Source organism: Chitinophaga sedimenti (assembly GCF_023156195.1).
Taxonomy (GTDB): Bacteria; Bacteroidota; Bacteroidia; order Chitinophagales; family Chitinophagaceae; genus Chitinophaga; species Chitinophaga sedimenti.
In genome coordinates this window covers 5080690-5106974 of record NZ_JAKUKA010000001.1, presented here as the reverse complement: position 1 = coordinate 5106974, position 26285 = coordinate 5080690, and the positions used below count along the sequence as shown (strand labels likewise).

At 48.1% G+C, this 26285-nt stretch carries 30 protein-coding genes and 4 pseudogenes; 13 read left to right on the top strand and 21 right to left on the bottom strand.

Annotated features, from left to right (window positions below):
* Nucleotides 1–96: 96 nt before the first annotated feature.
* Complete coding sequence (locus MKQ70_RS29295; RefSeq protein WP_248077688.1) at nucleotides 97–867, top strand: CPBP family glutamic-type intramembrane protease; 771 nt, start codon at nucleotides 97–99, stop codon at nucleotides 865–867.
* Here the strand turns inward: MKQ70_RS29295 and MKQ70_RS29290 are convergent, their stop codons facing one another.
* From MKQ70_RS29290 to MKQ70_RS29275, 6 genes and pseudogenes are all read right to left on the bottom strand, one after another.
* Nucleotides 868–2511 (bottom strand): L,D-transpeptidase family protein, encoded by a 1644-nt coding sequence (locus tag MKQ70_RS29290; RefSeq protein WP_248077683.1) that lies wholly within the window; start codon nucleotides 2509–2511, stop codon nucleotides 868–870. It abuts the gene before it with no gap.
* Nucleotides 2512–2631: 120 nt separating this feature from the next.
* The gene (locus MKQ70_RS39985) at nucleotides 2632–3096 is read right to left on the bottom strand and encodes a ribonuclease E/G (protein WP_308199565.1); all 465 of its coding nucleotides are present in this window, start codon (nucleotides 3094–3096) and stop codon (nucleotides 2632–2634) included.
* Nucleotides 3097–3128: 32 nt separating this feature from the next.
* A complete protein-coding gene (locus tag MKQ70_RS39980; RefSeq protein WP_308199244.1) occupies nucleotides 3129–3554 on the bottom strand; it encodes a ribonuclease E/G in 426 nt (141 codons plus the stop codon).
* 71 nt (nucleotides 3555–3625) lie between these two features.
* Nucleotides 3626–3808, bottom strand: a pseudogene (locus tag MKQ70_RS42885) (ribonuclease E/G); the annotation flags it as partial.
* An 816-nt stretch (nucleotides 3809–4624) separates the two neighbouring features.
* Nucleotides 4625–5470 (bottom strand): tetratricopeptide repeat protein, encoded by an 846-nt coding sequence (locus tag MKQ70_RS41615; RefSeq protein WP_248077674.1) that lies wholly within the window; start codon nucleotides 5468–5470, stop codon nucleotides 4625–4627.
* Between the two features lie 24 nt (nucleotides 5471–5494).
* A complete protein-coding gene (locus MKQ70_RS29275; protein ID WP_029464490.1) occupies nucleotides 5495–5782 on the bottom strand; it encodes an HU family DNA-binding protein in 288 nt (95 codons plus the stop codon).
* A 255-nt stretch (nucleotides 5783–6037) separates the two neighbouring features.
* On the opposite strand from MKQ70_RS29275, the pseudogene mutY reads away from it, so the two are divergent.
* From mutY to MKQ70_RS29240, 8 genes and pseudogenes are all read left to right on the top strand, one after another.
* Nucleotides 6038–7078: pseudogene (gene mutY, locus MKQ70_RS29270) on the top strand (A/G-specific adenine glycosylase); the annotation flags it as partial.
* A 235-nt stretch (nucleotides 7079–7313) separates the two neighbouring features.
* A complete protein-coding gene (locus tag MKQ70_RS29265) occupies nucleotides 7314–7781 on the top strand; it encodes a single-stranded DNA-binding protein (protein WP_248077670.1) in 468 nt (155 codons plus the stop codon).
* A gap of 208 nt (nucleotides 7782–7989) precedes the next feature.
* The gene (gene gldE, locus MKQ70_RS29260; protein WP_248077668.1) at nucleotides 7990–9255 is read left to right on the top strand and encodes a gliding motility-associated protein GldE; all 1266 of its coding nucleotides are present in this window, start codon (nucleotides 7990–7992) and stop codon (nucleotides 9253–9255) included.
* Between the two features lie 42 nt (nucleotides 9256–9297).
* Nucleotides 9298–9582: a hypothetical protein gene (locus MKQ70_RS43455; protein ID WP_443657969.1), complete on the top strand. Its 285-nt coding sequence runs from the start codon at nucleotides 9298–9300 to the stop codon at nucleotides 9580–9582.
* Complete coding sequence (gene gldD, locus MKQ70_RS43450; RefSeq protein WP_443657968.1) at nucleotides 9495–9857, top strand: gliding motility lipoprotein GldD; 363 nt, start codon at nucleotides 9495–9497, stop codon at nucleotides 9855–9857. The genes MKQ70_RS43455 and gldD overlap by 88 nt, the downstream gene beginning before the upstream one ends.
* Nucleotides 9858–9866: 9 nt before the next feature.
* Nucleotides 9867–10444: pseudogene (locus tag MKQ70_RS29255) on the top strand (DUF3109 family protein).
* A gap of 73 nt (nucleotides 10445–10517) precedes the next feature.
* Complete coding sequence (locus MKQ70_RS29245; protein WP_248077657.1) at nucleotides 10518–11747, top strand: LutB/LldF family L-lactate oxidation iron-sulfur protein; 1230 nt, start codon at nucleotides 10518–10520, stop codon at nucleotides 11745–11747.
* An 8-nt stretch (nucleotides 11748–11755) separates the two neighbouring features.
* Nucleotides 11756–11893 carry a hypothetical protein gene (locus MKQ70_RS29240; protein ID WP_248077655.1) on the top strand — a complete coding sequence of 46 codons (138 nt, stop codon included), beginning with the start codon at nucleotides 11756–11758 and terminating at the stop codon, nucleotides 11891–11893.
* Here MKQ70_RS29240 and MKQ70_RS29235 read toward each other — a convergent pair whose 3' ends face one another.
* The 15 genes from MKQ70_RS29235 to MKQ70_RS29175 all read right to left on the bottom strand — a co-directional run bounded on the left by MKQ70_RS29235 (nucleotide 11894) and on the right by MKQ70_RS29175 (nucleotide 22209).
* The gene (locus tag MKQ70_RS29235; RefSeq protein WP_248077653.1) at nucleotides 11894–12133 is read right to left on the bottom strand and encodes a TonB family protein; all 240 of its coding nucleotides are present in this window, start codon (nucleotides 12131–12133) and stop codon (nucleotides 11894–11896) included.
* A complete protein-coding gene (locus tag MKQ70_RS29230) occupies nucleotides 12115–13290 on the bottom strand; it encodes a carboxypeptidase-like regulatory domain-containing protein (protein ID WP_248077651.1) in 1176 nt (391 codons plus the stop codon). The genes MKQ70_RS29235 and MKQ70_RS29230 overlap by 19 nt, the downstream gene beginning before the upstream one ends.
* Nucleotides 13287–13871 (bottom strand): RNA polymerase sigma factor, encoded by a 585-nt coding sequence (locus tag MKQ70_RS29225; protein ID WP_248077649.1) that lies wholly within the window; start codon nucleotides 13869–13871, stop codon nucleotides 13287–13289. Before MKQ70_RS29225 ends, MKQ70_RS29230 begins: the two co-directional genes overlap by 4 nt.
* 195 nt (nucleotides 13872–14066) lie before the next feature.
* Nucleotides 14067–14951 (bottom strand): hypothetical protein, encoded by an 885-nt coding sequence (locus MKQ70_RS39965; protein ID WP_308199240.1) that lies wholly within the window; start codon nucleotides 14949–14951, stop codon nucleotides 14067–14069.
* Entirely contained in the window at nucleotides 14897–15580 is a 684-nt protein-coding gene (locus MKQ70_RS39960) for a hypothetical protein (protein WP_282456862.1), read from the bottom strand. Before MKQ70_RS39960 ends, MKQ70_RS39965 begins: the two co-directional genes overlap by 55 nt.
* A 16-nt stretch (nucleotides 15581–15596) precedes the next feature.
* Nucleotides 15597–17444 (bottom strand): ComEC/Rec2 family competence protein, encoded by a 1848-nt coding sequence (locus tag MKQ70_RS29215; protein WP_248077647.1) that lies wholly within the window; start codon nucleotides 17442–17444, stop codon nucleotides 15597–15599.
* On the bottom strand, nucleotides 17444–17662 hold the full coding sequence (locus MKQ70_RS29210) for a hypothetical protein (RefSeq protein ID WP_248077640.1): 219 nt from the start codon (nucleotides 17660–17662) through the stop codon (nucleotides 17444–17446). The genes MKQ70_RS29215 and MKQ70_RS29210 overlap by 1 nt, the downstream gene beginning before the upstream one ends.
* Before the next feature lie 266 nt (nucleotides 17663–17928).
* Nucleotides 17929–18150, bottom strand: a complete 222-nt coding sequence (locus MKQ70_RS29205) for a hypothetical protein (protein WP_248077638.1) — start codon at nucleotides 18148–18150, stop codon at nucleotides 17929–17931.
* A 17-nt stretch (nucleotides 18151–18167) separates the two neighbouring features.
* Nucleotides 18168–19184 carry a carbamoyl phosphate synthase preATP-grasp domain-containing protein gene (locus MKQ70_RS41610; RefSeq protein WP_248077637.1) on the bottom strand — a complete coding sequence of 339 codons (1017 nt, stop codon included), beginning with the start codon at nucleotides 19182–19184 and terminating at the stop codon, nucleotides 18168–18170.
* On the bottom strand, nucleotides 19163–19684 hold the full coding sequence (locus MKQ70_RS41605) for a hypothetical protein (RefSeq protein WP_248077635.1): 522 nt from the start codon (nucleotides 19682–19684) through the stop codon (nucleotides 19163–19165). The genes MKQ70_RS41610 and MKQ70_RS41605 overlap by 22 nt, the downstream gene beginning before the upstream one ends.
* On the bottom strand, nucleotides 19681–20187 hold the full coding sequence (locus MKQ70_RS29190; protein ID WP_282456861.1) for an ATP-binding protein: 507 nt from the start codon (nucleotides 20185–20187) through the stop codon (nucleotides 19681–19683). The genes MKQ70_RS41605 and MKQ70_RS29190 overlap by 4 nt, the downstream gene beginning before the upstream one ends.
* On the bottom strand, nucleotides 20123–20260 hold the full coding sequence (locus MKQ70_RS41600; protein WP_308199563.1) for an ATP-binding protein: 138 nt from the start codon (nucleotides 20258–20260) through the stop codon (nucleotides 20123–20125). The genes MKQ70_RS29190 and MKQ70_RS41600 overlap by 65 nt, the downstream gene beginning before the upstream one ends.
* A 170-nt stretch (nucleotides 20261–20430) precedes the next feature.
* Complete coding sequence (locus tag MKQ70_RS29185) at nucleotides 20431–20739, bottom strand: carbamoyl phosphate synthase preATP-grasp domain-containing protein (RefSeq protein ID WP_248077634.1); 309 nt, start codon at nucleotides 20737–20739, stop codon at nucleotides 20431–20433.
* 188 nt (nucleotides 20740–20927) lie between these two features.
* On the bottom strand, nucleotides 20928–21341 hold the full coding sequence (locus MKQ70_RS29180; RefSeq protein ID WP_248077632.1) for a hypothetical protein: 414 nt from the start codon (nucleotides 21339–21341) through the stop codon (nucleotides 20928–20930).
* 256 nt (nucleotides 21342–21597) lie between these two features.
* Entirely contained in the window at nucleotides 21598–22209 is a 612-nt protein-coding gene (locus MKQ70_RS29175) for a helix-turn-helix domain-containing protein (protein ID WP_248077631.1), read from the bottom strand.
* 454 nt (nucleotides 22210–22663) lie between these two features.
* Here MKQ70_RS29175 and MKQ70_RS29170 point away from each other — a divergent pair, with 454 nt between their 5' ends.
* From MKQ70_RS29170 to MKQ70_RS39940, 4 genes and pseudogenes are all read left to right on the top strand, one after another.
* Nucleotides 22664–22951 (top strand): hypothetical protein, encoded by a 288-nt coding sequence (locus MKQ70_RS29170; RefSeq protein ID WP_248077626.1) that lies wholly within the window; start codon nucleotides 22664–22666, stop codon nucleotides 22949–22951.
* A gap of 230 nt (nucleotides 22952–23181) precedes the next feature.
* Nucleotides 23182–24243, top strand: coding sequence for a tetratricopeptide repeat protein (locus tag MKQ70_RS29165; protein ID WP_248077621.1), 1062 nt, complete (start codon nucleotides 23182–23184; stop codon nucleotides 24241–24243).
* 79 nt (nucleotides 24244–24322) lie between these two features.
* Nucleotides 24323–24898 (top strand): annotated as a pseudogene (locus MKQ70_RS39945) (AMP-binding protein); the annotation flags it as partial.
* Nucleotides 24899–25017: 119 nt separating this feature from the next.
* Nucleotides 25018–26235 (top strand): acetate--CoA ligase, encoded by a 1218-nt coding sequence (locus MKQ70_RS39940; protein WP_308199238.1) that lies wholly within the window; start codon nucleotides 25018–25020, stop codon nucleotides 26233–26235.
* Nucleotides 26236–26285: the final 50 nt, after the last annotated feature.

Below are 26285 nucleotides of genomic sequence, written 5' to 3'. Positions count from 1 at the left end.
TTATTTATACTAATTTGCGCCTTTTAGTACGTTCCCCGATTTAGCAGAGAAAGACAAATTTGTATTTAACCCATAACCGGATACCTGAAAAACTATATGCGTGTCAGCAGCCAAAACGGACTGTCCGTAAAAGAGGCCTGGCTTATACTGGCTATTCTTTACATCGTGCTGTTCATCTTCAGCGCCACACTTTTTCTTTTATTTATTACACCCGCGCCTCAACCCGGTTTGTGGAGTTACCTGCCCGCCTGTGCCGTGATCATTGTATACATGCTCACCGCCCAATCAGAGAACTTCCAAATTTCCACCCGCGCAAGGTTGCAACCATCAGTAGCAGTACTCGCTATTATCATGGGGTTAGCCATGTTCGTGCTGCGGGATATCCTGCTGAAGTTGTTGCCTGTCCCTTCGTTCCTGGCCGTAAGCTTCGCGACGGTACAGGCAGATAATGTGCTGTCGATCATGGGTTCGGCCTTGCTGCTGCCGGTTCTTGAAGAAGTGCTGTTCCGCGGTATCGTCCTGAACGGGTTGGTAAAGAAACACCCGCCTGCATATGCGCTGTTACAATCATCACTCATCTACGCGGTGGCCACGTTAAACCCGGCTTACATGTTACCCAAATTCTTACTGGGATTGCTTTGCGGGCTGTTTTATCTCCGCACGCACCGCGGGTTATATGCGTCGATACTCATACACCTGGTATACAACATTGGTGTGGTTTCACTTCTTGCGTTCGGGCAACATGGCCTGGCGGAAGCAGTGGACAGTGAATTCCTTTACTTCGTACTGGTAGTCACGGCATGTATGCTGCTGCCACCAGGCTACTATTTACTGCAACGGGTATACGAAAAAATGGCCGGCCGGTAACTACTTGCCAAACAGGGCGGCTGCCAGTTTAGCATCGTGGCCGTACACATCGTCGCGGAAATTGAGTTGTCCGTCGCTGCCCACCCATGCGGTGAAGTAGCCGATAAATACGGGCAGTTTATACTTCAGTGTTACATATTGTTCTTTGGTGGCGCTCATCGCCGCATCGATCCGTTTTTCGGTCCAGCTGCTGTCGTTACGCAGCAGGTATGTAGCCAGCCGGCGGGGTTCTGACACGCGGATACAACCATGGCTGAAACTGCGTTTGGTTTCGTTGAACAGCCCTTTCGACGGCGTGTCGTGTAAATAAATATTGTATTCGTTCGGGAACAGGAACTTCACGCGGCCCAGCGAATTGGCGCCACCTGGCTTCTGGCGGATGATGTATGGAAAATTGCGCGCGGTATATTTACTCCAGTTAATCGACGATGCCGGTATTACATTGCCACTCGCGCCTGCCACTTCCATATTATGACGCGCCAAGTATCCCGCATTACGTTTGATGCCGGGCAATACTTCGCTGCCTAAAATGCCCGGCGGTACATTCCAGTACGGCGCAAACACTACATATTTCATCTCGCGGCTGAAGATCACGGTGCTGTTGGCAGGCGTGCCCACCACCACATTGCTGCTCCATGCGAGTTTATCGTTTTCATAAATATGCATGCGGAACTCGGGGATGTTTACCAGGATGTAATTCCCTCCCGGGTCTACGGGTACCCAGCGGATACGTTCCATGTTGACCAGTATCTGGCGGATGCGTTTGGCGGGTGACACGTTCAGTGCGTTTACGGTGCTTTGGTTAATTACGCCGTTTACAGTAAGGCCGTGGCGGGTCTGGAAGATTTTCAGCGCCGAGTCCAGTGCTGCGGTGAACAAATGGGAAGTATCACTTTCTTTGAGATCTTCGAGGGCGAGTAAGCGTGTTTTTACAGTGGCTATAACGGACGAGGAGTCTCCTTTCTTATAACTTTTCTTCTTTTCTATATGGATAGAATCCCAGGGGGATTTTTCTAAGGCTGATAACTTTGTAAGCCTTGCCCGCAGCAGGTTATACGCCTTATTCACGGGTTCCTTGCCGGCCAGGTCGCCCGATTTGGACGCTACTACCGAATCCAGCAGGCTGCTCATATCAATCTTTTTCCGGGGGATGTACCACTCCAGGTCACGGGCTTTGTCGGATGTAAGACCGCCCCAGGTTTTATTTGCGTAGTCGAAGAAACGTGCGGTGAGTAATAACTCCGCCCTGGGAATGCTGGTGTCGGAGGCTTTCAACTTATCGCCCTGTGCAATGAGCGTGTCATACAAGGTGGACAACGAAGAATCTTTGGCGGTAATGCCGTACGAGGCGTCCATCCCCATCATATTTAAAAAACTACCTGCCTGCTCCGTAACACCCGAGGCGTTAATCCAGGCGAAGTGATAATTCCTGCGTTGATAAAAGTCGCGGATATATTCGGCGTACTGCGTATCACGGGCCAGGAAGTTGTTCAGCAGGTTACTGTCGAGTGTGAGTGAAATGTACTCTTCTTTGGTGTAGTGAGACGTGTCCCTTACGGCCAATTGCTTTTTAGGCGCGTTACGCTGACACGAAACAGCCACCATAGCGGTAAAGACGAGGAATAATACAGAACGTGTAGTCATGAGAGATACAATAATTAAAGCCTAATAACAGGGTACCGGGTGCATTAGTTCGGTAAATATACAAAACAAGACGTCCCATCCGGAAAGCCAGATGGGACGTCTCGAATAAGATCGCATGTTTTACAGTTTGATTTCTTCGTCGTTGGCGTCGAAGAACTTGTATTCGGTCAGGTGATAATTGGAGTCACCCACTAATTTGATCCATTTTTTGAAGCGGAAATACCATTTCCACTGGCGTGACGTCAACCATCCCTTGGTCAGATAGGCGTGTAATATAGGATGGATGCGGATGCTGAGTCCTTTGTGCTGATGGTTGATCAGGTACTGCAGGTTTTTCTCGATATCTTCCACGATTAACATGGAAGCGCCGATTTTACCGGTGCCTTTACAGGCCGGACAATCTTCGGCAACGGAGATCGTTACTTCCGGTTTCACACGTTGACGCGTGATCTGCATCAAACCAAACTTCGAGATGGGCAGAATGGTGTGCTTCGCACGATCCTGCGCCATAAATTTCTCCATGGCCTCGTACACCGCTTTTTTGTTTTCGGGCAGCTTCATATCGATAAAGTCGATAATGATGATGCCGCCTAAGTCGCGAAGGCGCAGCTGGCGGGCTATTTCAGCCGCAGCTTCGAGATTGCTGGCCGGGCATTCTGCTCCTGGTTGTTGCTGGAGCTTTTGTAACCGCTGTTCACGTCAATTACGTGCAGGGCTTCCGTAGCTTCAATGATCAGGTATACACCGCTGTCCAGGTTCACGGTTTTACCAAACGAAGCCTTCACCTGGCGGGTTACGCCAAAACTATCGAAGATGGGGGCGCCGTTGTGATAGTAGGATACGATATCCTGCTTTTCGGGCGCAATCTTCTGGATATAAGTTTTCGTATCGGTATAAATGTTTTTATCATTTATGACGATGCGGTTGAAGCTTTCGTTGAGCAGATCGCGCAGAATGCTGGTCGTTTTCGTTTGCTCGCTCAATATCTTTTGCGGCGGTTGTGCGTTGTGGAGATTGGTCTGGATGTTTTTCCAGGTTTCCACGAGCGTTACCAGTCCTCATGCAGTTCGGCCGTTTTCTTTCCTTCGGCGGCGGTACGCACGATCACGCCAAAATTCGGCGGTTTGATCGCTTCCACTATTTTCTGCAGGCGTTTTCTTTCCTCGGAAGAATGAATCTTTTTGGAAACGGCAACAATATCGTTAAACGGGGTTAGTACGATGAATCTGCCGGGAAGAGAAATTTCGCAACTGAGACGGGGGCCTTTGGAAGAGATGGGCTCTTTCAGGATTTGCACAAGGATATTAGGTTTGCCACCTAATACTTCCGTGATTTTACCGGTTTTAATGATTTCGGCTTCGTTTTTGAATTTAGAAAAATCGAAGCCTTCCGGTGATTTGTCATTGATGGCGAGCTGGGTGAATTTCAGGATGGAGCGAACGTAAGGGCTAAGGTCGGTGTAATGAAGGAACGCATCTTTTTCAAAACCGACATCAACAAATGCGGCGTTAAGTCCGGGGATCAGTTTCTTTACTTTTCCAAGGTAAAGGTCGCCTACCGCGAAGTTTGGGTTACCGCTCTCATGATGCAGCTCCACTAGTTTCTTATCTTCCAGCAATGCAATTTCAACACCTGATGGTGCTGCATTAATAATAAGTTCCTTATTCAAGGGTCCAAAATTTTAACCATTTAATACTTCACCTTTTATGTATGTAAATGCCCGAGCTCAAAAGCAGGAAGTAGCCAATTACGCGGTTGTCATACGTAATTGTCTGGCATTCTCACATAACGTGTGATGATAGATCGCTTAAGGGTTTAGTGATATATACAGGTCGTGTTCGGAAATTTTGCCGGCAGATTTCATTTAAACAGCCTGCATGACTTCAGCAATTTAAGAATAATCGCTAAAATCATGCAGTATTGTATAAAAAATTCTTGTCGCGCCGCAAAACATACCTGTTAGTATAAATGGCGGGAAACAGGAGTATTATTTTTTACCTTTCTTGTGACGGTTCTTTCTCAGCCTTTTTTCCTTTTATGGGTAGCAATTTTATGTCTTTTTCTTTTCTTTCCGCAAGGCATGCTTAATGAAATTTAAATGTTTAATAATCTATTACTTAATACTTTCTATATACTTGTCTATCTCAGCTCCCAACGTGGGATCCGCAATTAACGCGCGGCTCTGCTTAAATAGCGCAATAGCTTTGTCTTTGTCCCCTTTGCTTCTGTAAGCTTCAGCCAGGATGAACATTGCTTTCGCGTTTTTCGGATTTCTTTTCAGGAAACCGTCCATACGCTCAATGGCTTTATCGAACTGTCCGGAAGTGATTGCCATGTTACCCAGGGTGATCTGGGCATCTTCGTTATCCGGATTATTTTGAACGATTTCGCGCAGTTTACTTACAGCGGCCATCGGTTCGCCCGTTTCCAACAGGATCTGGGACTGATAATATTTGAGTGTATCAGATTTGGGAGGAGTAGTCAGTGCGATTGCTTTATCAAACAAATCCACAGCCTGCTCTGCCTGCCACTTCATCACTGCAGCATCTTTGGCGTGGCCATAATGCTTAAAAAATAAATTGGCTGCAAAGGTGAGGCTTTTTTCGGAATTTTCCAACTTAGCCGCTTCACCGGCATAATATGCGGCTACGGGCTCTTCGTTAAGACCTTCCCAGATTTCGTAAAGCTTGCGGTTAACGGCGATTTGTTGGGACTTTACATCGCCTCTCACAACAGCGTGCTCAAGGCTGTTGATCTCGGCCAGCTGGGCAGCAGGCGCCTTTTCCTTCGCTTTTTGAAGGATATCCTCAAATTTAGCCGCGGCCACCGTTGCGGGTTGGCCGGGCATAGCTTCGCCTGCGGCCTTTTTGTCGGCCACAGGAGATGTACGTCCATAAATGAACAAGGTAGCCACCAGTGCGATGGCTCCGCCAATAAGAATTAGTTGAGATTTCTGCACCCTAAAAAATGTTAGGATGCGAAATTAAGAACTTTTAAGCTTCTTTACTTCGGCAACAAACTCTTTTGATGGCTTGAACGCAGGAATGTAGTGTTCAGGGATCTCCACTGCCACGTTCTTTTTAATGTTACGGCCGATCTTCGCGGCCCTTTTCTTGGTGATAAAACTGCCAAAACCCCTGATGTAGATATGCTCGCCATTAGCTAACGCTTCTTTCACCTCCTTGAACATGGCCTCAAGAGTAACTAACACGTCTACTTTGGGTATGCCGGTTTTCTCAGCAATGTTGTTTATTAAGTCAGCTTTTCTCATAATAGAGCGGAGGATTAGTACTTTGTTTCAAAGTTATTCAAAAAAATTTAATTGCCGAATTTTCAAGCCACTAAAATTTACTAAAAATTCATATGGATAAACACCATCAAAAATCAGCTATTTTAGCCCCTGTTCCAGCATTTTCTTCCCTCAAAATCACTAAATAGTGACTTTTCGAGAACACGAATATATAAAAAAATTGGAATGTATAAAGATTTATTCTTGTGATTAGCCAAAAATTTTTTTTCGACCGCTCTTTTACGCTGGAATAAGCTCCAAAACCGCCGCCAAATGCCGTGGAAAGGCGAAAAGGACCCCTACCGCATATGGCTCTCAGAAATTATTCTGCAGCAAACCCGTGTGGAGCAGGGCTGGCCCTATTACGAACGCTTCACCTCCCAATACCCTGATGTGCTGCAACTCGCCGCAGCGGCCGATGAAGAGGTTTTCCGCCTGTGGCAGGGGCTCGGTTATTATGCCCGTTGTAAAAATATGCTGGCCGCTGCCCGCCAGGTCGCCGCCGTGCATAACGGTAGATTTCCAGATACATATGAAGGTATTGTGTCATTGAAAGGCGTGGGTGCATACACCGCGGCAGCCATCGCATCGTTTGCCTTTAACCTGCCGCATGCCGTGCTGGATGGCAATGTATACCGGGTGCTCTCGCGGTACTTTAATATAGACACGCCGATTGACACCACTGCCGGCAAAAAGTTATTTACTGCCCTGGCGGATGAAATGTTGCCGGCAGGACAGGCCGCGGAATTTAACCAGAGCATCATGGATTTTGGTGCGGTGGTTTGCAAACCACAGTCGCCGGATTGTGAAAAGTGCCCTTTGAACAGTCATTGTGAAGCCTATTCAGCAGGAACCGTCAGCGCGCTGCCCGTAAAAAGCAAAAAGCTGAAAATTAAAAAGCGGTACTTCAACTACCTGCTGATGGAACATAATGGCCATGTATACATCCACAAACGGATGGAGAAAGATATATGGCAGAATTTACACGAACTGGTGCTTTTGGAAACACCGGAAGAAACAGATCCTGCGGCATTGGTAAAGTTGCCCGCATTTAAAAAAATGGTCGGGAAGCAGGCGTTTACGATTACGGAAGTATCCCCACCATTAAAGCAACAACTGACGCACCAAACGATCTTCGCCCGGTTCATCCACCTGCAGTTCGCCAAAGCACTGCCCCCGCTGGAAGGCTTTACAGCAGTACCTTTGCGCAACCTGGACCAATACGCGTTCCCGAAAACGATGGTGAGTTATTTAACCGGCTTAGGTTGGATATCGTGATGCACAGGTGCGATTGCGACAATGATGAACAGCGCGCTGCCGATGTAATGAGTGATACAACGGCGACTGAAGGAAATACTCATCGCCGGTAACCTGCACTGAAAAATAATCTCAGAATAACGTACCACCGCTGTTTGGCACGAAAATTTTGTGTATTGATTTGAAAAAACATTAACTTTAGAAAGGTTGATTGATTACAGGAAGAATTTTTAACAATAGATTAAAACCTACAATCATGAGAGGTGTTAATAAAGTGATTCTGATTGGCAATCTAGGCAGGGACCCCGATGTTCAATTCCTCGAAGGCAACATTGCCGTCGCCAAGTTCTCCCTCGCTACTACAGAAACATTTAAGGACAGAGCCGGAAAATTAATTTCCCAAACAGAATGGCATACGGTTGTTTTATGGAGAGGGCTGGCCGAACTGGCGCAGAAATATCTTCATAAAGGAAGCCTGGTTTATATTGAAGGACGCCTGCGCACACGCAGTTGGGAAGACAAAGAAGGCAACAAAAAATTCGCTACCGAAGTGGTGGGCGACAATCTTGTAATGCTGGACAAGCGCATGGACGTAAGCAATGGCGAACATTCGATACATCATCACCAGGGTGGCACGCCGGGCTCAACGCCTGCCGGCGGTGAAGGCTACCCGGGTATGGAAATACCGCCAATCAATGAGCCTGCGGACGACCTTCCCTTTTAGCCAATCGGGGGAAACGCAACACATTTCGCATTAATACATTCCATATATTTGCATAAAGGGAAAGCGATTCTGATCTAATGACCTGAATTACTTTCCCCTTATTTTTGATTGTTTACCAAAGCGTTATCACTTGGCTTACCATCCGGCTAGCATTCATTTTACGGACACTATCTTACTTCAGGCGCCGGCGACGCCAACCCCTAACCTGGTGGCGTTTTTGCTGGTCATATTCATGTTGCTCCTATTCTCGTTCATGGTATCCGGCGCGGAAGTGGCTTTCTTTTCCCTGAATTACAAGGACCTGAACGTACTAAAAACCCGTCAGAGCCAGAGCGGCAAACTGATCACCAAACTGCTGGAGAAACCGAAATCGTTACTGGCATCCTTGCAGATATGCAACATCGTGATGAACATTTCGTTCATCTTTACCACGAACTACCTGATTAACCAGATGGAGGCCCTGCAAAGCCTGCAGGTACTTTCGGCCGTGGTGCGCATAGCGCTGATCACGATCGTACTGCTGTTTTTCGGAAAAATACTGCCAAGGGCATGGGCGGCGCAGAATAATATTCGGTTTGCCACCTATTTCGCCTGGTTCGTAAACCTCGTACACGCAACACTGGAGCCCATCAGCGACTTTTTTGTGAGCTTAAGCGAAGGCATCGAAAGCCGTTTGTTTCACCGCAATACCAAACCGGTAAACTACCAGGAAATTGATGAGGTGATAGCCATGAGTGTAGACCCCGATGCATCGCAGGAAGAGAAAAATATTGTCAGAGGCATCCTGAAGTTCGGAAACATCGCGGTGAAGCAGATCATGCATACCCGCCTGGATGTAAGCGGCATTGAATATACCGCGAACTTCGATACCGTGGTGAAGCAGGTAGCAGACCTGCACTATTCACGCTTACCCGTATATAAAAATAACCTTGACACGATCGTAGGCGTAATTCATACAAAAGACCTGCTACCACACCTCGGAAAACCCGCCAATTTCGACTGGCACGAGGTAATGCGTCAGCCATTTTTTGTGCATGAACACAAGCTGATCGAAGACCTTCTGAACGAGTTCCAGACCCGCCACATGCATTTTGCCGTGGTGGTGGACGAGTTTGGCGGCACCTCGGGCATCGTAACCCTGGAAGATATTATTGAAGAAGTGATTGGCGATATCAATGAATTCGATGAAGATGAATTCAACTTTAACAAGGTCGATGACCGCACTTATGTATTTGAGGGCAAAACGATGTTAAACGACGTTTGCCGTATTATGAACATAGCACCGGATACTTTTGAAGAGGTAAAGGGCGAAAGTGATTCCCTGGGCGGATTATTGCTGGAGATTTCGGGTAAATTCCCCGACGAAAACAGCGTGATCAGCTACGGAGCTTATGATTTTACCGTACTTGAAGTAAATAAGATGCGCATCCAGAAAATACAGGTGAGCATTAAATCCGGTATCGAAACCGCATAATTTTCTGTGAACAGACGATACTATCCGATTTTAGGGGCGCTGATGCTGCTTTTTGCAGCGTCTGCCTGTCAGCGTACTTACACACCGAAACCGAGGGGATACTTCAAAATACCCCTTCCGGAGAAGGAATACAAGGTGTTTGACGAACCGGGATATCCTTACACATTTGAATACCCCGCTTATGGCAACATTGTGAAGGATACCGTGTTTTTGACGCTTCTCCCGAAAATCCGTACTGGATTAACCTGGAAATCCCGGAATTCAACAGTAAAATCTACCTCAGCTATAAAACTATTGGTGGTAAAAATAACCTCGACCAACTGGTAAATGACGCCTTCCGGCTGACGTATAAGCATACTTATAAAGCCGAGTATATTAACGAGCGGGACATTACGACGGAGAACCGCGTTTACGGCCTGTACTATGATGTAGGCGGTAATGCAGCCTCTGCCAAACAGTTTTTTGTAACGGATTCTACCCATCATTTTCTAAGGGGCGCGCTCTACTTTTACGCGCCGCCGAACGCCGATTCCCTGGCCCCGGTAGTCCAGTTTTTACAGGCCGATATGGAGCACCTTGTCGGAACGCTGAAATGGCGGTAACTTTGCACTATGATAGTGATCGACGATAAATATATCAGCGACGAGTTGATTGAAAAAAACTTCGTCTGCAACCTGACCGCCTGCAAAGGCGCCTGTTGTGTTGCCGGGGATTGTGGAGCGCCGCTTGAAGAAGCGGAACTGAAAGCATTGAAGGAAATTTATCCGAAGATCAAATCTTATCTCCGTGAAGAGGGCATCCGCGAAATAGAAAAAACAGGACTCCACACCATCGATCCCGAACATGGTTATGTAACGCCGATCATCAACGGGGCAATTTGCGCCTACGCACATATCGACGCCAACGGGATTGTGGGCTGCGCGATTGAAAAGGCTTATTACGATGGCGTGATCGATTACAAAAACCGATTTCCTGCCACCTTTATCCCATCCGCATTACCAAGTACGAATCTTTTGAGGCCGTGAACTACGACCGCTGGGACGTATGCAAACCCGCATGTAAAAACGGGAATAAGCTGAAAGTTCCGGTGTATCGTTTTTTGAAGGAGGCGATTACGCGTAAATATGGCACGGAATTTTATGAAGTGCTGGACAAGATTGCAACAAAGCAATATGAGAATGAGATTTAGCAGCCCGTAATTCAGACCGGTTGCTATATGAAAGTTCTCTATCTTTACGGATCGATACTACCCAAACAAGTTTATGAACAAGACGGCAACCACTTTTTTGGAGAAGAGTGAGGATAAGGCTGCAGACCTCAAACATCGCGGCACCATCAACTTCAACATAGGAAAGTACAATGCGGCAGTGAAGAACGGCAAGCACCAGTTTGCGGAACTGCCCATGGCTCGTGAGCGTGCAAAGAACATTAAGTGGAGGGCCATCGAAAACCTCGATAAGTATCTCGAAGATTTCGAGATGAATCTCATAAAGCGTGGCGGGAAAGTGCTTTGGGCGGAAACAACCGAACAGGCGCAACAGGAAATCCTCAACATCTGCCGCGAAAAGCAATGCAAAACCGTGGTGAAAAGTAAATCCATGGTGACCGAGGAAATTCACCTCAACGGCTTCCTGGAGCAGAATGGCATTGAAAGTATTGAAACGGACCTGGGCGAATATATTCAGCAGCTGGATGGAGAGCCACCATATCACATCGTTACGCCGGCCATGCACAAAAGTAAGGAAGATGTGGCCCGCGTATTTGCAGAGAAGCTGGGTACTGATCCCGGCCTCACCCCGGAACAACTGACATTAGTAGCACGCGAGAAATTGCGGCTCAAATATGTACAGGCCGAAATCGGTATTACAGGCGCAAACTTTATTATTCCTGAAATTGGTGGGATCTGTGTAACCGAGAATGAAGGCAATGCCCGACTCACCACCGCATTTCCCAAAACACATATTGTAATCGTGGGCATCGAAAAGGTGCTTCCTGCCATGACCGACCTTGCGCTCCTGTGGCCGTTGCTCGCAACATATGGAACCGGTCAGAAAGTAACTTCTTATAACTCCATCTTTACCGGTCCACGCCAGGACGGCGAGACGGACGGTCCGGACGAGATGTACGTGATATTGCTGGATAATGGGCGGACAAACATCTTACAGGATGTGGAGGCGCGTGAGGCATTGTATTGCATCCGCTGCGGCTCCTGCCTGAACGCCTGTCCCGTTTATAAAAACGTTGGTGGCCACACCTATGGCACTACTTACAGCGGCCCGATAGGCGCAGTGATTACACCGCACCTGAAGGGAATGGACGAATACATGCACCTCAGCTTTGCCTCTTCACTTTGCGGAAATTGTACGGAAGTTTGCCCCGTGCGCATCAACCTGCACGAACTGTTGCTGCATAACCGTGCCCGCGCGGTGGATGAAAATCATACTTCCGGAGGAGAAAACTGGGATGGTATGGCTGGAAACAGGCGTGCCTGAGCAGGAAGATGATGAACCTGGCAAGTGGACGTGTTAAGAACCTGGTAATCGGCAAGTTGTTTGGAAAAGCCTGGGGAAGTGAGCGTGATATGCCGGTGTTTGCGCCGAAGTCGTTTAACCAGATGTGGAAGGACAGGAAGAAATAGTTATTCTTGCTTTTTCGCGGGGCGGAACCTCACAAATATCTTTACCCTTGTCTTTTTATGGTTTGATGCGGGTGCCCACTTCGGGCCCTCTTTAATCACGCGGATAGCTTCCGCACGGGCGGCTTTGTCTACTTCTGTAGCCAGTCCTGACCCCTTCTCTATCCTGAAATTTTCCAATCTACCGTCACGTGTTACATCAAACGACACCTGTACGCTGTCATTTACGCCGACCAGTCGCATATGCTGGGAGTACTGCGTGTTGGCGGCGAGATAGTCATCATATTCCTCAAAACCATCTTTTGGACGGGGAGGTTGAATGGGCGCTCCATTTTTTTCATCTGGGCTCCGTAACCAACCGTTACCACTTCGCTTAATGCGTTATGACTTTCATTCAGGACGATGCTTAGGTTATTATCGCCTGGCCTTAACGCGACCTCCTGTTTGTCATACCCCACATAATTTACTGCCAGCGATGCGGTTCTTCCCGTATCCAGCTGCATGCGGAAATTACCGAGATTGTCGGTTACCACGCCATTGCGTCTATTCTTCTGGAACACGGTAACGCCGGGCAATGGATTGTTGCTGGCATCGGTTACACGGCCCTGCACGATATTCTGCTGGAATCGCTGACCGTTTGCGTTTATCCCGGTGGCAAAGGCATTTTTCGACATCATACTATCCCGCAGGATACTTGCAGTATATGCCTTTTCGCGGCTTTCAACTTCTCTTGCCGCCAATGCCTGCTGCCTACGGGGCATATTCGCTGCTGTGGCCGTGTCAATACGCATTTCTTTTTTGGGGACCGACGGCACTGCATCCGCAAAACCCTGGTAATCTTCGCTTTTCGCTTCCGCAGCTGCTGCCACCGGCGCATCTTTTGCTGTTACGACGGGCGCGGGCACTACCTTTTCCTGTGTTACTACAGGACCGAGCTCACCTGCAGATTCGGCAGCACTGCTTAATGCAACAGATGCCGTATCCCGCACTACTCCATTCTTCAGCATGTTGCGATTACCGGTATCGGCCTCCTGGTGATTTTCTATTGTTAGCTGCTTGGCCACTACACCTTTCTCTTGCGGTGCCTGCATCATCCAGAACAAACCGGCGGTGATGACGAGCAGTGAGACTGCCGCTGCCGCCCAATAATAACTTATCCGGCGTACGCGCCCTCCCTGTTGAGAATTGACTCTTTTTGCCAGCCGGGCTTGTAAATCTTCTATGTGTTGTGGCTCCGCGGCGGCGGGAGCGGCGGCAAAACCATCCAGCGCGTCTGCCAGGAATGGGTCGTCCAGCGCCTGTTTTTCCAGGTCGTGCATTGTCCGGTCATCCAGCTTTCCTTCGTGGTAAAGCCGGATGAGTTCCGCAGTGGGGGTTATATGTTTGCCTTTTTCCGTCATTTCACACCTCCTTCCGCTTTAAGTGCCTGTTTTTCCATGCAAAGCTTCAGGTTCCTTTTGCCGTTTTGTATATAACTTTTTACTTTTTTGATGTCATAGCCCGTCAGCGCTTCCACTTCCCGGTAGCTTTTTTCCTGTAGAAAGAACAGGTCTACACTTCTTTTTTGTTCCTCGGGCAGCGTTTCAAGACATTTCTCCATGGCCTGCAGGTTGTTTTCAAGACCAGGGCCATTTTCTTCTGCATGATGATATTTTTCTTCGTTTTCCATAACCGGCCGTTCATCGTACGGCACTTCGAGTCCTTCGCGGCCTTTTGCGGCGCGCAGTTTCATAAGGCAGTGGTTACGGGTAAGCACGTGGAGCCAGCTCTTGAAATTCTGAACTTCGTGCTGTTGTAGCTTGGTTATCAGCGTTTCGAAAATCTGCATCACTTCGTCACGGGCAGTTTCCGGGTCGAGATACTTAAGACACACACCATAGACAAGGTCCATGTAGCGTTGATACAGCGCCGCTAGGGTGTCCAGCTGTCCATTAGCCTTGTATTCCCGGACCAACGCAGCATCGTCTGCATCAGGCTTCATATGTTGGCGCAAAAGTTCATCTCTCAGTGGCAATAGTATAAAATTTCCGGTAATATTTATGCAATTGGGGTGAGATGCCGGTGGGTCGGCTCTACATTTCAAAAAAGGCCGGCTAAAAACACAACGCGATGTGCCCGAGGGTGTCCATCTGCTGTGCCTTTAGCCGGCTTATAAAATCAGCTTGTTATAATCCGTTTAGTGACGGAAATGGCGCATACCGGTAACCACCATCGCCATGCCGTGCTGCTTACAATATTCGATTGAATCGTTATCGCGGATAGAACCTCCTGGCTGAATTACGGCAGTAATACCGGCTTCATCAGCAATGCGAACACAATCATCGAAAGGAAAGAATGCGTCTGAAGCCATCACAGCGCCCTTCAGGTCGAATTTGAACTGGGCTGCTTTCTCGATCGCATGCCTTAACGCGTCGATGCGGGAGGTCTGGCCACAGCCTTTACCTACCAGCTGACGATCTTTAACCAGTGCGATTGCATTGGACTTCAGGTGTTTACATACAATGTTTGCGAACTCCAGGTCGGATTTCTGGGCAGCTGTGCTGTTTGCCGCGCCCACTTCTTTCCATTCAACGAAGCTACCTTCATCGTTTTGCTGTACCAGCACGCCATTCAGCATGTTTTTATACATGTGTTTAGCTTGTACTGTTTGTTTCTGTTGCAGCAGGATACGATTCTTTTTCGCCCGGAGAATTTCCAGTGCAGCAGGCTCAAAGCCTGGAGCAATCAATATTTCGAAGAAAATTTCTGTAATGCCTTTAGCCGTGGCCGCGTCTACCACTTTATTGCAGACCAGCACACCACCGAAAGCGCTCTCTTTGTCACCTTGCAGTGCAGCATTCCAGGCTTCTTCCAGGGTCGGACGGGAAGCAACACCACAAACGTTAGTGTGTTTGATTACCGCGAAAGTAGTGTCGCTGAATTCAGCGATCAGCTGGCAGGCGGCGTCTACATCGACCAGGTTGTTGTAAGACAGTTCCTTGCCGTGCAGTTTCTCGAACAGGTCGTTCAGGTTACCGTAGAAAACACCTTTCTGATGAGGGTTTTCTCCGTAACGCAACACCTGGCCTGCCGGAGCAGATACCGGAAATAATCCGTAGACTCGTTGTTCAGGAAGTAACCAGCGATGGCCACGTCATAGTGCGCACATACTTCGAACGCTTTGGCAGCGAAGCTGCGACGTTGTTCAATTGTAGTGGCGCCGTTGCCATCGGTGAGCACCTGCTCCAGATCTGCATACTGATCTTTCGATGCCACGATCACTACGTCTTTATAATTTTTACCAGCCGCACGGATCAGGGATACGCCGCCGATATCGATTTTTTCGATGATAGCCTGTTCTTCTTTGGTGCTTTTTACCGTTTCTTCAAAAGGATACAGGTCTACGATCACCAGGTCGATTTCCGGGATTTCGTATTGTGCCAGTTGCTCAAGATCCTGCGCATTTTCGCGACGGGCAAGGATGCCACCAAACACTTTAGGGTGGAGGGTTTTAACCCTGCCGCCGAGTATAGAAGGATATGCCGTAACATCTTCTACCGCCACACATTTCACGCCCTGCGCTTCAATAAATTGCTGAGTTCCGCCTGTGGAATAGATAGTTACACCCTGTTCTCCGAGTTTCTTAACAATATTCTCCGGGTTGTCTTTATAGAACACGGAGATCAATGCAGATTTAATTTGCTTTTGCATGAATGGTAATAATTAATTAGAGATTTAAAACGAAGGCCCCTTGCTCAGGAACCGAAAAGCTGCGCAAAGTTAGCGCCTTGCAGTCATTTTTCCAGTGCTGAATGCGTTTCGCATGGTTCGACGCATCAAATATAACCGCCGAAAACTCAAATTGTTGTGTTAACTGCCTGATACTTACATGAGGATTATGTGAGAGCAAAATATAATCCGTTTTTAGCTTGTGGGAAGATAGTTGATAAGTATCGCGCCCATCGATCATAACGAGGCGGATATGATAAAATTGAATAAAGTTACCGAGCCGCCTGTACGCCACGCTATCATTTTTGAGGCGATAATACATTTGAACAGGGCGAACGCTATAATTCATCTGCTGCGCGCTCAGGGTATCGCCTATCAGTTGTTGCCGCTGCCCGTCCACCAGGGCCACCAGCTTTTGACGCGGCAATTGGTACACAATTAACAGTCTTTGCCGTTGGGCACGCAGCTGGTTACCGGTATGCATCGCAGCCAACACAAGCCACACTCCCACGGAAATGAAGAACGCATACTTCTGCTTCATCAACCACCACACGGCTATGCAGCCGGTCAATCCATACAAGAGCATCACCTCGTAACCGTTCATCCAAAGGTTATCGGTTACCGCGAAAGGCAACCGGTTTAACCAATCCACAGCGAAGTTCATGACCATGATCCCCCACTCCACCGCCTTGCCCAACCAGCCCACTATCAGCGGCACGCCGCCAAATATGACCAGAAATATCTCGCCATATAAAATAGCCGTAGACAACGGCACTGCCACCAGGTTGGCCAATAGAAATAAGTTCGGGAACTGGTGAAAGTAGTACAAACACACCGGGATGGTGAGCAATTGCGCCGCCAGCGATACCGCCACCATCTGCCATAGCTTATCCGTCCACACCCACTTCAGCTCCCAACACGCATATATGGGTTTGTAAAACAGCAGGATGCTTAACACCGCGAGATACGACAACTGAAACCCAACATCCGCAATAAAGTAGGGATTATAACAGAGCAACAGGAAGGCCGACGCGGCCAGGGTGTTATATATGTTCGTATGTCGCGCAAGCAGGAACTGACCAATTGCGATCATGGTAAACATCACCGCAGAACGCAGTACCGAAGCCGATGCGCCGGTAATAATAGAAAAACCCCATAACACCATGAGTATGATCAACACTTTTGTCCAGTTGACCCAAACTTTTTCAGGCAACCATTGCAGGAGCCAAAGCAGACTGACATATATCAGCCCGAGGTGGAGGCCGGAAATAGCAATGATATGCACCACGCCGGTATTCGTGTAGGCTTGTACGATATCGCGCTCAAGTTCTTCCCGGTAGCCAATCAGCAGCGCCTGCGCCAGACCGGATGCCTGTTCGCCACGTACATAGGTTCGCAACAGCGACAAACAATATTGCTTCGTCCTCAGCAACGCCGCCATCAGCCAATTTCCTTCATTGCCCGCCAGTAGGTGCCAATCGGCACTGCGGAGATCGGCCTGGTAAAAAATATTATTCCGTGCGCAGTAAGCACGGTAGTCAAAGGCACCTGGATTACCCGCTGCCGCGACGCATTGCAGCTTGTTATACAGCAACAACCGGCTGCCATACTGCAATTGCAGATCGATGCTGTCTTTTGCGAAGTAGAGCAACACTTTCCCGAAACAGTCAGCTTGCCTGCCATTCACCGATTGCGCCTGCACCCTTGCCAACACTTTCCACGAGGCGGCACGTTCCACCGGCGGTTCCAGTAGCACCGCCTGCAATACACTACTATCTGCCAACACGCCACCCAGCCACCCGGGACCATTCCGCGCGTCGTACACATAAAGGGCCAGGGAGCCCATTATCTCAAAAAAAAGACCAATACTCCCCGGCCCCACTTGAGCACGAATACAAGCCGTTTGCCCCAAAACTGCATGCTAATCAGCAATACCGTCGCCAGCACCATACACCCAAACAGTGGCAACAAGGTAAAATGTAGATAATGCTGAAGAAGAATGCCTGCCACCAGTGGCGGCAGTAAACGCACGAAAGGCGCGCGTTTAAATTGAGTAACAAACATGCCTGATTTTTTAATCAGTATAAAATTAGGGAAGGGATTCATATAACGTGTTGAGAAATAGTCAGTTTCACTACAATTGTGTTATAGTTACAATATAGGTTGCCGACGGAAAAATAAGACAGATACGACCTTCAAAGGATCAAATCAACCTGAAAAAAAAATTTGTGTAAGAACAACAAGAATGAAATTAACGACGCCATCTACCTAAAAGTAAAAAGGCCGGCCTTTATAAAAGACCGACCTTCTTAATATCTGTAAACCTGGAGTTATTTGCTCAGGTACATGCTCTTTTCTTTATATAAAGTCCTGAAGTAAGGATCGCGCAGGTCTTTAATGAAACGGATCGCCTCGCCGGTCGATTTCATTTCAGGACCCAGTTCCTTATTCACACCAGGGAACTTATTAAAGGAAAATACCGGTTCTTTGATCGCGAAGCCGTCGAGTTTTTTCTCGATAGTGAAATCCGTCAGCTTCTTCGCACCAATCATAATTTTGGTGGCGATGTTCAGGTAAGGAACCTGATAGGCCTTTGCGATGAACGGCGTGGTGCGTGATGCGCGCGGGTTGGCTTCGATAACGAATACCGGCCATTTTTAATCGCAAACTGGATGTTGATCAGACCTTTGATGTTCAACGCACGGGCAATCTTTTCAGAATAATACTCCATAGTCGTTACTTCCATCGGGCTGAGGTTGAACGCAGGCAGCACCGCGTTAGAGTCGCCGGAGTGGATACCTGCAGGCTCAATGTGCTCCATAACGCCCATCACGTGGAAGTTTTCGCCATCAAAGATCGCATCTACTTCCGCCTCCCGGCAACGATCCGTGAAGTGGTCGATCAGGATTTTGTTGCCTGGCAGGTGTTGCAGCAGACTAACTACTGAATCTTCCAGCTCTTCCTCGTTGATCACGATACGCATACGCTGGCCACCCAGTACGTAAGACGGGCGCACCAGCACGGGGTACCCCACTTCTTTCGCCACTTCGATAGCATCGTCTGTATTATATGCGGTACCGTATTTCGGATAAGGAATACCCAGTTCTTTCAGCATGTCGGAGAAGCGACCGCGATCTTCGGCGATATCCATATTATCGAAGGAAGTACCGATAATTTTGATACCTCTCTCGGTCAGCGTTTTCGCCAGTTTCAGCGCAGTTTGTCCACCCAACTGCACGATCACACCTACTGGTTTTTCCAGTTCGATGATTTCCCACAGGTGCTCCCAGAAAACCGGTTCGAAGTACAGCTTGTTCGCCATATCGAAGTCGGTAGAAACGGTTTCAGGGTTACAGTTTACCATGATAGCCTCGTAACCGCTTTCCTGGATAGCCTGCAGACCGTGCGTACAGCAGTAGTCGAACTCAATACCCTGGCCGATCCTGTTAGGACCGGAACCGAGTACAATAATCTTTTTCTTATCTGTTACGACGCTTTCGTTTTGTGTATCGAATGTAGAGTAGAAGTAAGGTGTTTTTGCTTCAAACTCCGCGGAGCAGGTGTCTACCATCTTATAGGTACGCACGATGCCCGGGATTTACGCTTTTCATATACATCCTGCTCGTCACAGTTACCGAAGAAGTGCGCCAGTTGCTTGTCAGAGAAGCCCATTGTTTTGGCGTCTTTCAAGAGTAGTTCAGGCACGTCGTTCAGTTCATACTCCATCAGTTTTTTCTCCATGAGTACGATATCGTTGATCTGGTTCAGGAACCAACGGTCGATATACGTCATTTCATGGATCTTCTTCACGGAGTTGCCTTCCATCAGTGCGTCTTTAATACGGAACACGCGATCCCAGGTCGGGCGTTTCAGCTTTTCGATCAGCTGTTCATTCCGCATCAGTGATTTGCCATAGTAACCAAGACCGATAGCGTCGTTTTCGAGCGACTGACAAGCCTTTTGCAGTGCTTCGGGGAAAGTACGGCCGATTGCCATTACTTCACCCACCGATTTCATCTGCAGCCCCAGTGTATCGTCGGCGCCTTTGAACTTATCGAAGTTCCAACGTGGCATTTTAACGATCACGTAGTCGAGCGCGGGCTCAAAATATGCGGAAGTTGTTTTTGTAATTTGATTCTGGAGCTCGTCCAGGTGTAGCCAATCGCCAGCTTAGCGGCAATTTTGGCGATGGGATAACCCGTTGCTTTGGAAGCCAGTGCAGAAGAGCGGCTTACGCGGGGATTGATCTCGATGGCGATCAGTTCCTCATTTTCAGGATTGAGGGAGAACTGTACGTTACAACCACCGGCGAAGTTGCCGAGGTCGCGCATCATCATGATCGCTTTATTACGCATGTCCCGGAACGCAGTATCGCTCAGGGTCATAGCAGGCGCCACGGTGATAGAGTCGCCGGTGTGGATGCCCATGGGATCAAAGTTCTCCACGGTACAAATGATCACTACATTATCGTTTTTATCGCGCAGCAGTTCCAGTTCGAACTCTTTCCAACCCAGCACGGCTTTCTCAACCAGTACTTCGTGGATGGGAGAAGCTTTCAGACCGCGGTCCAGGGGCTTCGTCGAGTTCATCGCGGGAATGTACGAAACCGCCACCGGTACCACCGAGCGTAAACGACGGGCGAATTACCAGCGGGAAACCAATCTCTGGGCAAACTCTTTGCCTTCCAGGAACGAGTTAGCCGTTTTGGCAGGAGCCACGGGAATACCGATTTCGATCATCCACTGGCGGAACAGTTCGCGGTCTTCCGCTTTTTGATCGCCTTAACGTCTACGCCAATCAGCTTAACACCTTTACTTTCCCAGATGCCCAGCTCATCTACCTCCATACAAAGGTTCAGTGCTGTCTGGCCCCCATTGTAGGGAGTACGGCGTCGATCTGGTTTTCCTCCGGATCTGTTCGATACTTTCTACCGTCAGCGGAAGCAGGTACACCTTATCCGCCATCATGGGATCGGTCATGATCGTGGCCGGATTAGAATTGATCAATATCACCTTGATCCCTTCTTCCCGAAGCGAACGCGCCGCCTGGGAGCCGGAATAGTCAAATTCGCAGGCCTGACCAATAATAATAGGACCTGAACCGATAATTAAAACAGACTTTATAGAGTTGTCTTTGGGCATCTTCTAATTTGCGATTGAAAAATGAAAAACTAACCTCGATCCTTGTGTCCGAATGAACAAAAAAATCGTGCAAAATTACGGGATAAAAAGTTTTTCAGCGCATTAATTTTGAAGAAATTCCCAAATAAGGATAGAAGTAGATTTTTTCTTATACCTATATACTTTTATATGAAGAACTGATAAGGATCTTACTCAGCATAAATATACACCAGCTTCCGTGCGCCGCCGATTTTTTGAAACTCCATATCATCAATTGTGGCGGAGCCGTCGTTAATGAGGGTCAGATCTTCTTCAGAGAGCTCTTTTTTAGCACGGAGTTCTTCGTAACGGCTAATCTCCTCGTGTTCGCGGGAAAGATAACGATTGAAAAAATCCCGGAAATTTTCGGGCTTCACTGTTTCCACAGAGCCATTTTCCTTCTTCAATTCCACGACCAATGGAAATTCCACGAACTGACTGATCGAATTATAATCCTTTTTGATAATGGCGTTGTGGAGTTTTTTCCAGAAAGCTTCAAAATCTTTCGGCCCGGAATCACCAGACCTGGCGGCGGTTGCGATCAACAGCAACGATGCGCATAAGGCGAGAAAGGTCTTTTTCATAGGACAGGATTTAAATATATCGAAACTCTAATATATATAAAGTTTCGCGAAATACCTGCGAATCACACTAAAAAAAAACTTTTTCCGCATCTCGAAAATAAAATACCGCTTCAGATATAAAAAATCCAAATATGAATGATATTTTGCATCCGATTCCAAACATTACGTTTATACATCGACGATATACAAGCCTATTCCCCTCAATCCCTATAACCTATGAGAACCGCAATGCTGTTGTGAAAGACAACAGCATTTTTTATTTATCAGGACTCCTCCCCATCGATTCGATGGTGGCTCTTAACCGTTCATTCTCCTGGCGAAGTGTGGCAATCTCCTGTGTTAACGATTTGTAATCTTCCAGGCTTCGATAGTACTTTTCGCGCCAGGCTTCGGGCTGGTTATAACTGGCCCCGCCGTCGTATAACGAACCTTTGGGGCTGAAGAATTCGCCGGCGGTCATTTCCAAAGCGGGTAAAATCTTGCGGAGTTGTTCGGAGGTAAGCACCTCGCGCTCCAGCAGATTATAAAGCGCGCGGCGACTAAGCCCGGCCCGTTTTGCCAACTTCGTCTTATTAATACCCTTTTGATCGATCAGCGTAGAAAGCCGTTTGCCGTGGTGCGTTTCCTCCGGCTCATCCGTAGCAGGCTGCTGCCGCCATGAATAAAAATCATCAAGACTTATATTGATAAACTCACAAAACTCAACCAACTTTGCACGCTTTATTGACTCCTTACGCAAATAATAATGCGCAATCTGATTACTGAAACCTGCGCGCGCCGCGAAGTCTATCACCTTAATACCCTTATCTTTCAGCACCTGCCTGAGGCGGGCGCCTTCGTTTATAATATTTTTATGAGGAGTGCTCAATGTAAATAAAAATTGGTATAATTGTGTAAATAGTAAAACATAAAAATGACATCACCTTTATTAAAATAAGAATTTTAATAACAGATTGACACTGAAACTCTCATTTTAAACCAAAAACTATCAATATGCGAACTAAAAAAATTTCATCCAGCAACATCCTTCAGGACACGCACACCCGCCTGCTGAATCTGCCAAGAGCCTTCAGGGAGGCCATTTGCGCCGAATGCGGATGGAGCGAGGCAACCTTTTTTACAGGAAGGCAAAAGGCAAGAACACCTTTAGCAATGCCGAGAAAGATAAAATGATGATGATCCTCGACAAGCTGCTTCATAATACAGCCGAGGAGAACAACAAGTACCGTTCCCGATAGTACACACAACCGTAAACAAAACCCAAAACCTGCCACCCAACTTTACTCCAATAGCCCCCAAGACACTTTGTTCACCAAACACTTATGTTGCAGATGCATACTATTCACGGGCCAACCATTCCCGAAGAAAAGCTGCGTTCCATTGTTTCCCAATTTCTAAAAACCATTCACGAGGCAGGCGGCAAGGGAATTTCACACATCACCATTACTATCCATGGATGTGTGAGTCATTTTACCACGAGTAAAAAGACGCATGCTGTAGCCATTCCAAATACAGGAAACACCAAAACGCTCTATTACCGGGAACTGGTAGTGGAAGCGCCGATCCGGAACATGATTACCATCATCGCTTCCCCGGGGGAAGCGGGATAATGATTCCTTCACCAACAGGGGCGCTGTGGCCGGAGCCATGGCGCCTTATGCTGTTTTTACCGCGCAATTTTCCAATCAACTAAATTCTTCTTTTAAAAACTAATTAATTAGTTTAATATTGATACAAGAAAAGTATCGACCATGAAGCGCATCCTCCTATCCAGCATTTTAGTTTCCTTACTGCCCATTTTAAGCCGGGCGCAATACCGGACCCGGTTAACCCAGCCGTAGTGATGGAATACATGCAGTCACAACAATACGATGTGGCCGCACAATACCTGAAAGAGCGTATGGAGCCAGACAACCCTAAACAACTCAGCACACTCGGATATTGCTATTACATGTCCGCCCAATTACCGGACGCCGAGGCCGTTTTCCAGAAAGTACTGGAGCTTGATACCGCCAACATACAAGCTCATTACTACCTCGGAGGCATTGCGATGCAACGCAGTCAACCCGAAATAGCCATTCCCTTTTATTTTAAACTGGTAGCATTACAGCCGAGCAGCGCTAACTATCACAGGCTGCTTAGCAACGCTTGTGCAGAAGGACAAAAACCAGATTCCGCCTTTTACTTCCTGAAAGAAGCTGGCAGATTGAATCCGCGCGACGGCAAAACTGCCGGTCACCTCGGCAACACCTTTCTTGACCGTAAAATGTACCTTCAGGCCGATAGTGTACTCAATGCATATCTAACCATCGACTCTACCCAGTTTTTGGTGACAGCGGCTTCCGTTCGCTCCGCCTATTTTCAAAAACAATACAATCGCGTAGCGGCTCTTGGCGACTACCTCATGCGGTCGAACATTGTATCGCCCACCACATTTTCCTATATCGTAGCGGCCAGTTACTACAACAAGCAATACGCAAAATGCGTGGAGGTGTATGAATATCTTGCATTGCGCAACCAAACGCCGGAAATCGTGCTCTATTACACTGCCCTGGCCAATAGCGCCATGAAGCAATACGACAAAAGCAATGAGCTGTTGCAAACCTGTATCACACTGGCCAAAAGCAAAAGCCTGGAAGATTATTACGGATCACTGGCCGACAATTACGAGCAGCAAAAGCAATACAGGACTGCAATTGCGCACCAGGATACCGCATTCTACTTATTCAAAAATCCGCAACGGCAATACGCGATCGGCCGCATTTATGATACATATTTGAATAACACGACTGCCGCACGTAAATATTACCAGCAGTATTTCGTCCGCGCCAAACCTGAAGGCGCGCAGGATTCCGCGATTCATCGCTTTGTGCGCGACCGCATAAAACAACTCGCCAATTAGCTACAGGAGTACTAGAATTACTCGTAGATGTTTCCTAAATTTAGCGTCTCGTTATAAAAACTTACAAAGGGAAGCATCTATGTCATATCCGTATCAAATAAGATCGATAGAAGAATATCAGCAGGCCTGGCGCGACAGCGTCACCGACCCGGAGGGATTTTGGGCCAACATCGCAGATCATTTTTATTGGAGAAAGAAGTGGGATAAGGTCCTGGAGTGGAACTTCCGCGATCCGGAAGTGAAATGGTTCCAGGGCGCGAAGTTAAACATTACAGAAAACTGCCTGGACCGCCACCTCGGCACGTTGGGCAACCAACCCGCGATCATCTGGGAGCCTAATGATCCGGAAGAACACCACCGCGTCATTACCTACCGCGACCTTTACAATAAAGTGTGCCAGTTCGCCAACGTGTTGAAAAACAACGGCGTCAAAAAAGGTGACCGTGTATGTATTTACATGGGCATGATCCCCGAACTCGCTATCGCCGTGCTGGCCTGCGCCCGTATTGGCGCCATCCACTCCGTGGTATTTGGCGGTTTCAGCGCACAATCCATCGCGGACCGCATCCGGGATGCACAGGCAAACGTGGTGATTACCTGTGACGGCGCATTCCGCGGTGCAAAAGACATTCCGCTGAAGTCCGTAATCGACGACGCCCTCATGGTTTGCCCGTCCGTTAAACGCGTAATCGTTTGTACCCGAACCCGCACGCCTGTGAGCATGCTCAAAGGCCGCGACGTTTGGTGGGAAGATGAAATCAAAAAGTTGAAACAATGGGCAATCCCGCCTGTCCGGCCGAAGAAATGGACGCCGAAGACATGCTCTTTATCCTCTACACTTCTGGCTCTACCGGCAAACCCAAAGGCGTGGTACACACCTGCGGCGGCTATATGGTATATGCCAATTATACATTCGTCAACACCTTCCAGTACCAGCCCCGCGAAGTGTACTTCTGTACCGCGGACATCGGCTGGATTACCGGTCATAGTTATATCGTGTACGGTCCATTGAGCGCCGGCGCAACCACGCTGATGTTTGAAGGCGTGCCTACCTATCCCGATGCGGGCCGCTTCTGGGATATCGTGGACAAGTACCGCGTGAACATCCTTTACACGGCGCCCACCGCTATCCGCAGCCTCATGGGCTTTGGCCTTGGTCCGGTGAACCATAAAGACCTCAGCTCTATCACCAAACTGGGCTCCGTAGGCGAACCCATTAACGAAGAAGCGTGGCATTGGTTTAAAGATCATATTGGAAAGGGCAAAGCGCCCATTGTGGATACCTGGTGGCAAACAGAAACAGGCGGCATCATGATAACCCCGATCGCCGGCGTAACACCAGAAAAACCCGGCTTTGCGACACTTCCGTTACCGGGCATCCAACCCATACTGGTAGACGAAAACGGTAAGGAGGTAGAAGGCAACGGCGTAAACGGCAACCTGTGCATCAAGTTCCCATGGCCGGGCATGCTGCGCACGACTTATGGCGATCATGAGCGCTGCCGTAAAACCTACTTCTCCACTTACGAAAACCTGTATTTCACCGGCGACGGCTGTACCCGCGATGAAGACGGCTATTACCGAATTACAGGCCGCGTGGATGATGTACTGAACGTAAGCGGCCACCGTATCGGGACTGCCGAAGTGGAAAATGCCATCAATATGCACCATGGCGTGGTTGAAAGCGCGGTAGTAGGTTATCCGCACGATATTAAAGGCCAGGGGATATATGCATTTGTGATTGCGGAAAAGCAGGTACATGATCCGGAACTGACGCGCAAGGATATTTTACAGACTGTTTCCCGCATTATCGGCCCTATCGCAAAGCCGGATAAAATCCAGTTTGTGAGCGGCTTGCCGAAAACCCGCTCGGGTAAAATCATGCGCCGCATCCTCCGTAAGATTGCAGAAGGCGAAGCTGAAAATCTCGGCGACACCTCTACCCTGCTGGATCCTAATGTGGTGGACGAAATCAAACACGGTAAATTGTAAACACATCAATATAGATAAAGAAAGGCTGGTTCGGGTGAACCAGCCTTTCT

Excerpts from the sequence above, each read along its gene's own strand:
- MKQ70_RS29295 (WP_248077688.1), top strand. The coding sequence starts at position 97 with ATGCGTGTCAGCAGCCAAAACGGACTGTCCGTAAAAGAGGCCTGGCTT.
- MKQ70_RS29290 (WP_248077683.1), bottom strand. The coding sequence starts at position 2,511 with ATGACTACACGTTCTGTATTATTCCTCGTCTTTACCGCTATGGTGGCT.
- MKQ70_RS29275 (WP_029464490.1), bottom strand. The coding sequence starts at position 5,782 with ATGAGAAAAGCTGACTTAATAAACAACATTGCTGAGAAAACCGGCATA.
- MKQ70_RS29265 (WP_248077670.1), top strand. The coding sequence starts at position 7,314 with ATGAGAGGTGTTAATAAAGTGATTCTGATTGGCAATCTAGGCAGGGAC.
- MKQ70_RS43455 (WP_443657969.1), top strand. The coding sequence starts at position 9,298 with ATGCTGCTTTTTGCAGCGTCTGCCTGTCAGCGTACTTACACACCGAAA.
- MKQ70_RS29245 (WP_248077657.1), top strand. The coding sequence starts at position 10,518 with ATGAACAAGACGGCAACCACTTTTTTGGAGAAGAGTGAGGATAAGGCT.
- MKQ70_RS29240 (WP_248077655.1), top strand. The coding sequence starts at position 11,756 with ATGATGAACCTGGCAAGTGGACGTGTTAAGAACCTGGTAATCGGCAAG.
- MKQ70_RS29235 (WP_248077653.1), bottom strand. The coding sequence starts at position 12,133 with ATGCGACTGGTCGGCGTAAATGACAGCGTACAGGTGTCGTTTGATGTA.
- MKQ70_RS29230 (WP_248077651.1), bottom strand. The coding sequence starts at position 13,290 with ATGACGGAAAAAGGCAAACATATAACCCCCACTGCGGAACTCATCCGG.
- MKQ70_RS29225 (WP_248077649.1), bottom strand. The coding sequence starts at position 13,871 with ATGAAGCCTGATGCAGACGATGCTGCGTTGGTCCGGGAATACAAGGCT.
- MKQ70_RS39960 (WP_282456862.1), bottom strand. The coding sequence starts at position 15,580 with ATGCAAAAGCAAATTAAATCTGCATTGATCTCCGTGTTCTATAAAGAC.
- MKQ70_RS29215 (WP_248077647.1), bottom strand. The coding sequence starts at position 17,444 with ATGGGCTCCCTGGCCCTTTATGTGTACGACGCGCGGAATGGTCCCGGG.
- MKQ70_RS29210 (WP_248077640.1), bottom strand. The coding sequence starts at position 17,662 with ATGTTTGTTACTCAATTTAAACGCGCGCCTTTCGTGCGTTTACTGCCG.
- MKQ70_RS29205 (WP_248077638.1), bottom strand. The coding sequence starts at position 18,150 with ATGATTGGTGCGAAGAAGCTGACGGATTTCACTATCGAGAAAAAACTC.
- MKQ70_RS29190 (WP_282456861.1), bottom strand. The coding sequence starts at position 20,187 with ATGAACTCGACGAAGCCCCTGGACCGCGGTCTGAAAGCTTCTCCCATC.
- MKQ70_RS29185 (WP_248077634.1), bottom strand. The coding sequence starts at position 20,739 with ATGCCCAAAGACAACTCTATAAAGTCTGTTTTAATTATCGGTTCAGGT.
- MKQ70_RS29180 (WP_248077632.1), bottom strand. The coding sequence starts at position 21,341 with ATGAAAAAGACCTTTCTCGCCTTATGCGCATCGTTGCTGTTGATCGCA.
- MKQ70_RS29170 (WP_248077626.1), top strand. The coding sequence starts at position 22,664 with ATGTTGCAGATGCATACTATTCACGGGCCAACCATTCCCGAAGAAAAG.
- MKQ70_RS39940 (WP_308199238.1), top strand. The coding sequence starts at position 25,018 with ATGGGCAATCCCGCCTGTCCGGCCGAAGAAATGGACGCCGAAGACATG.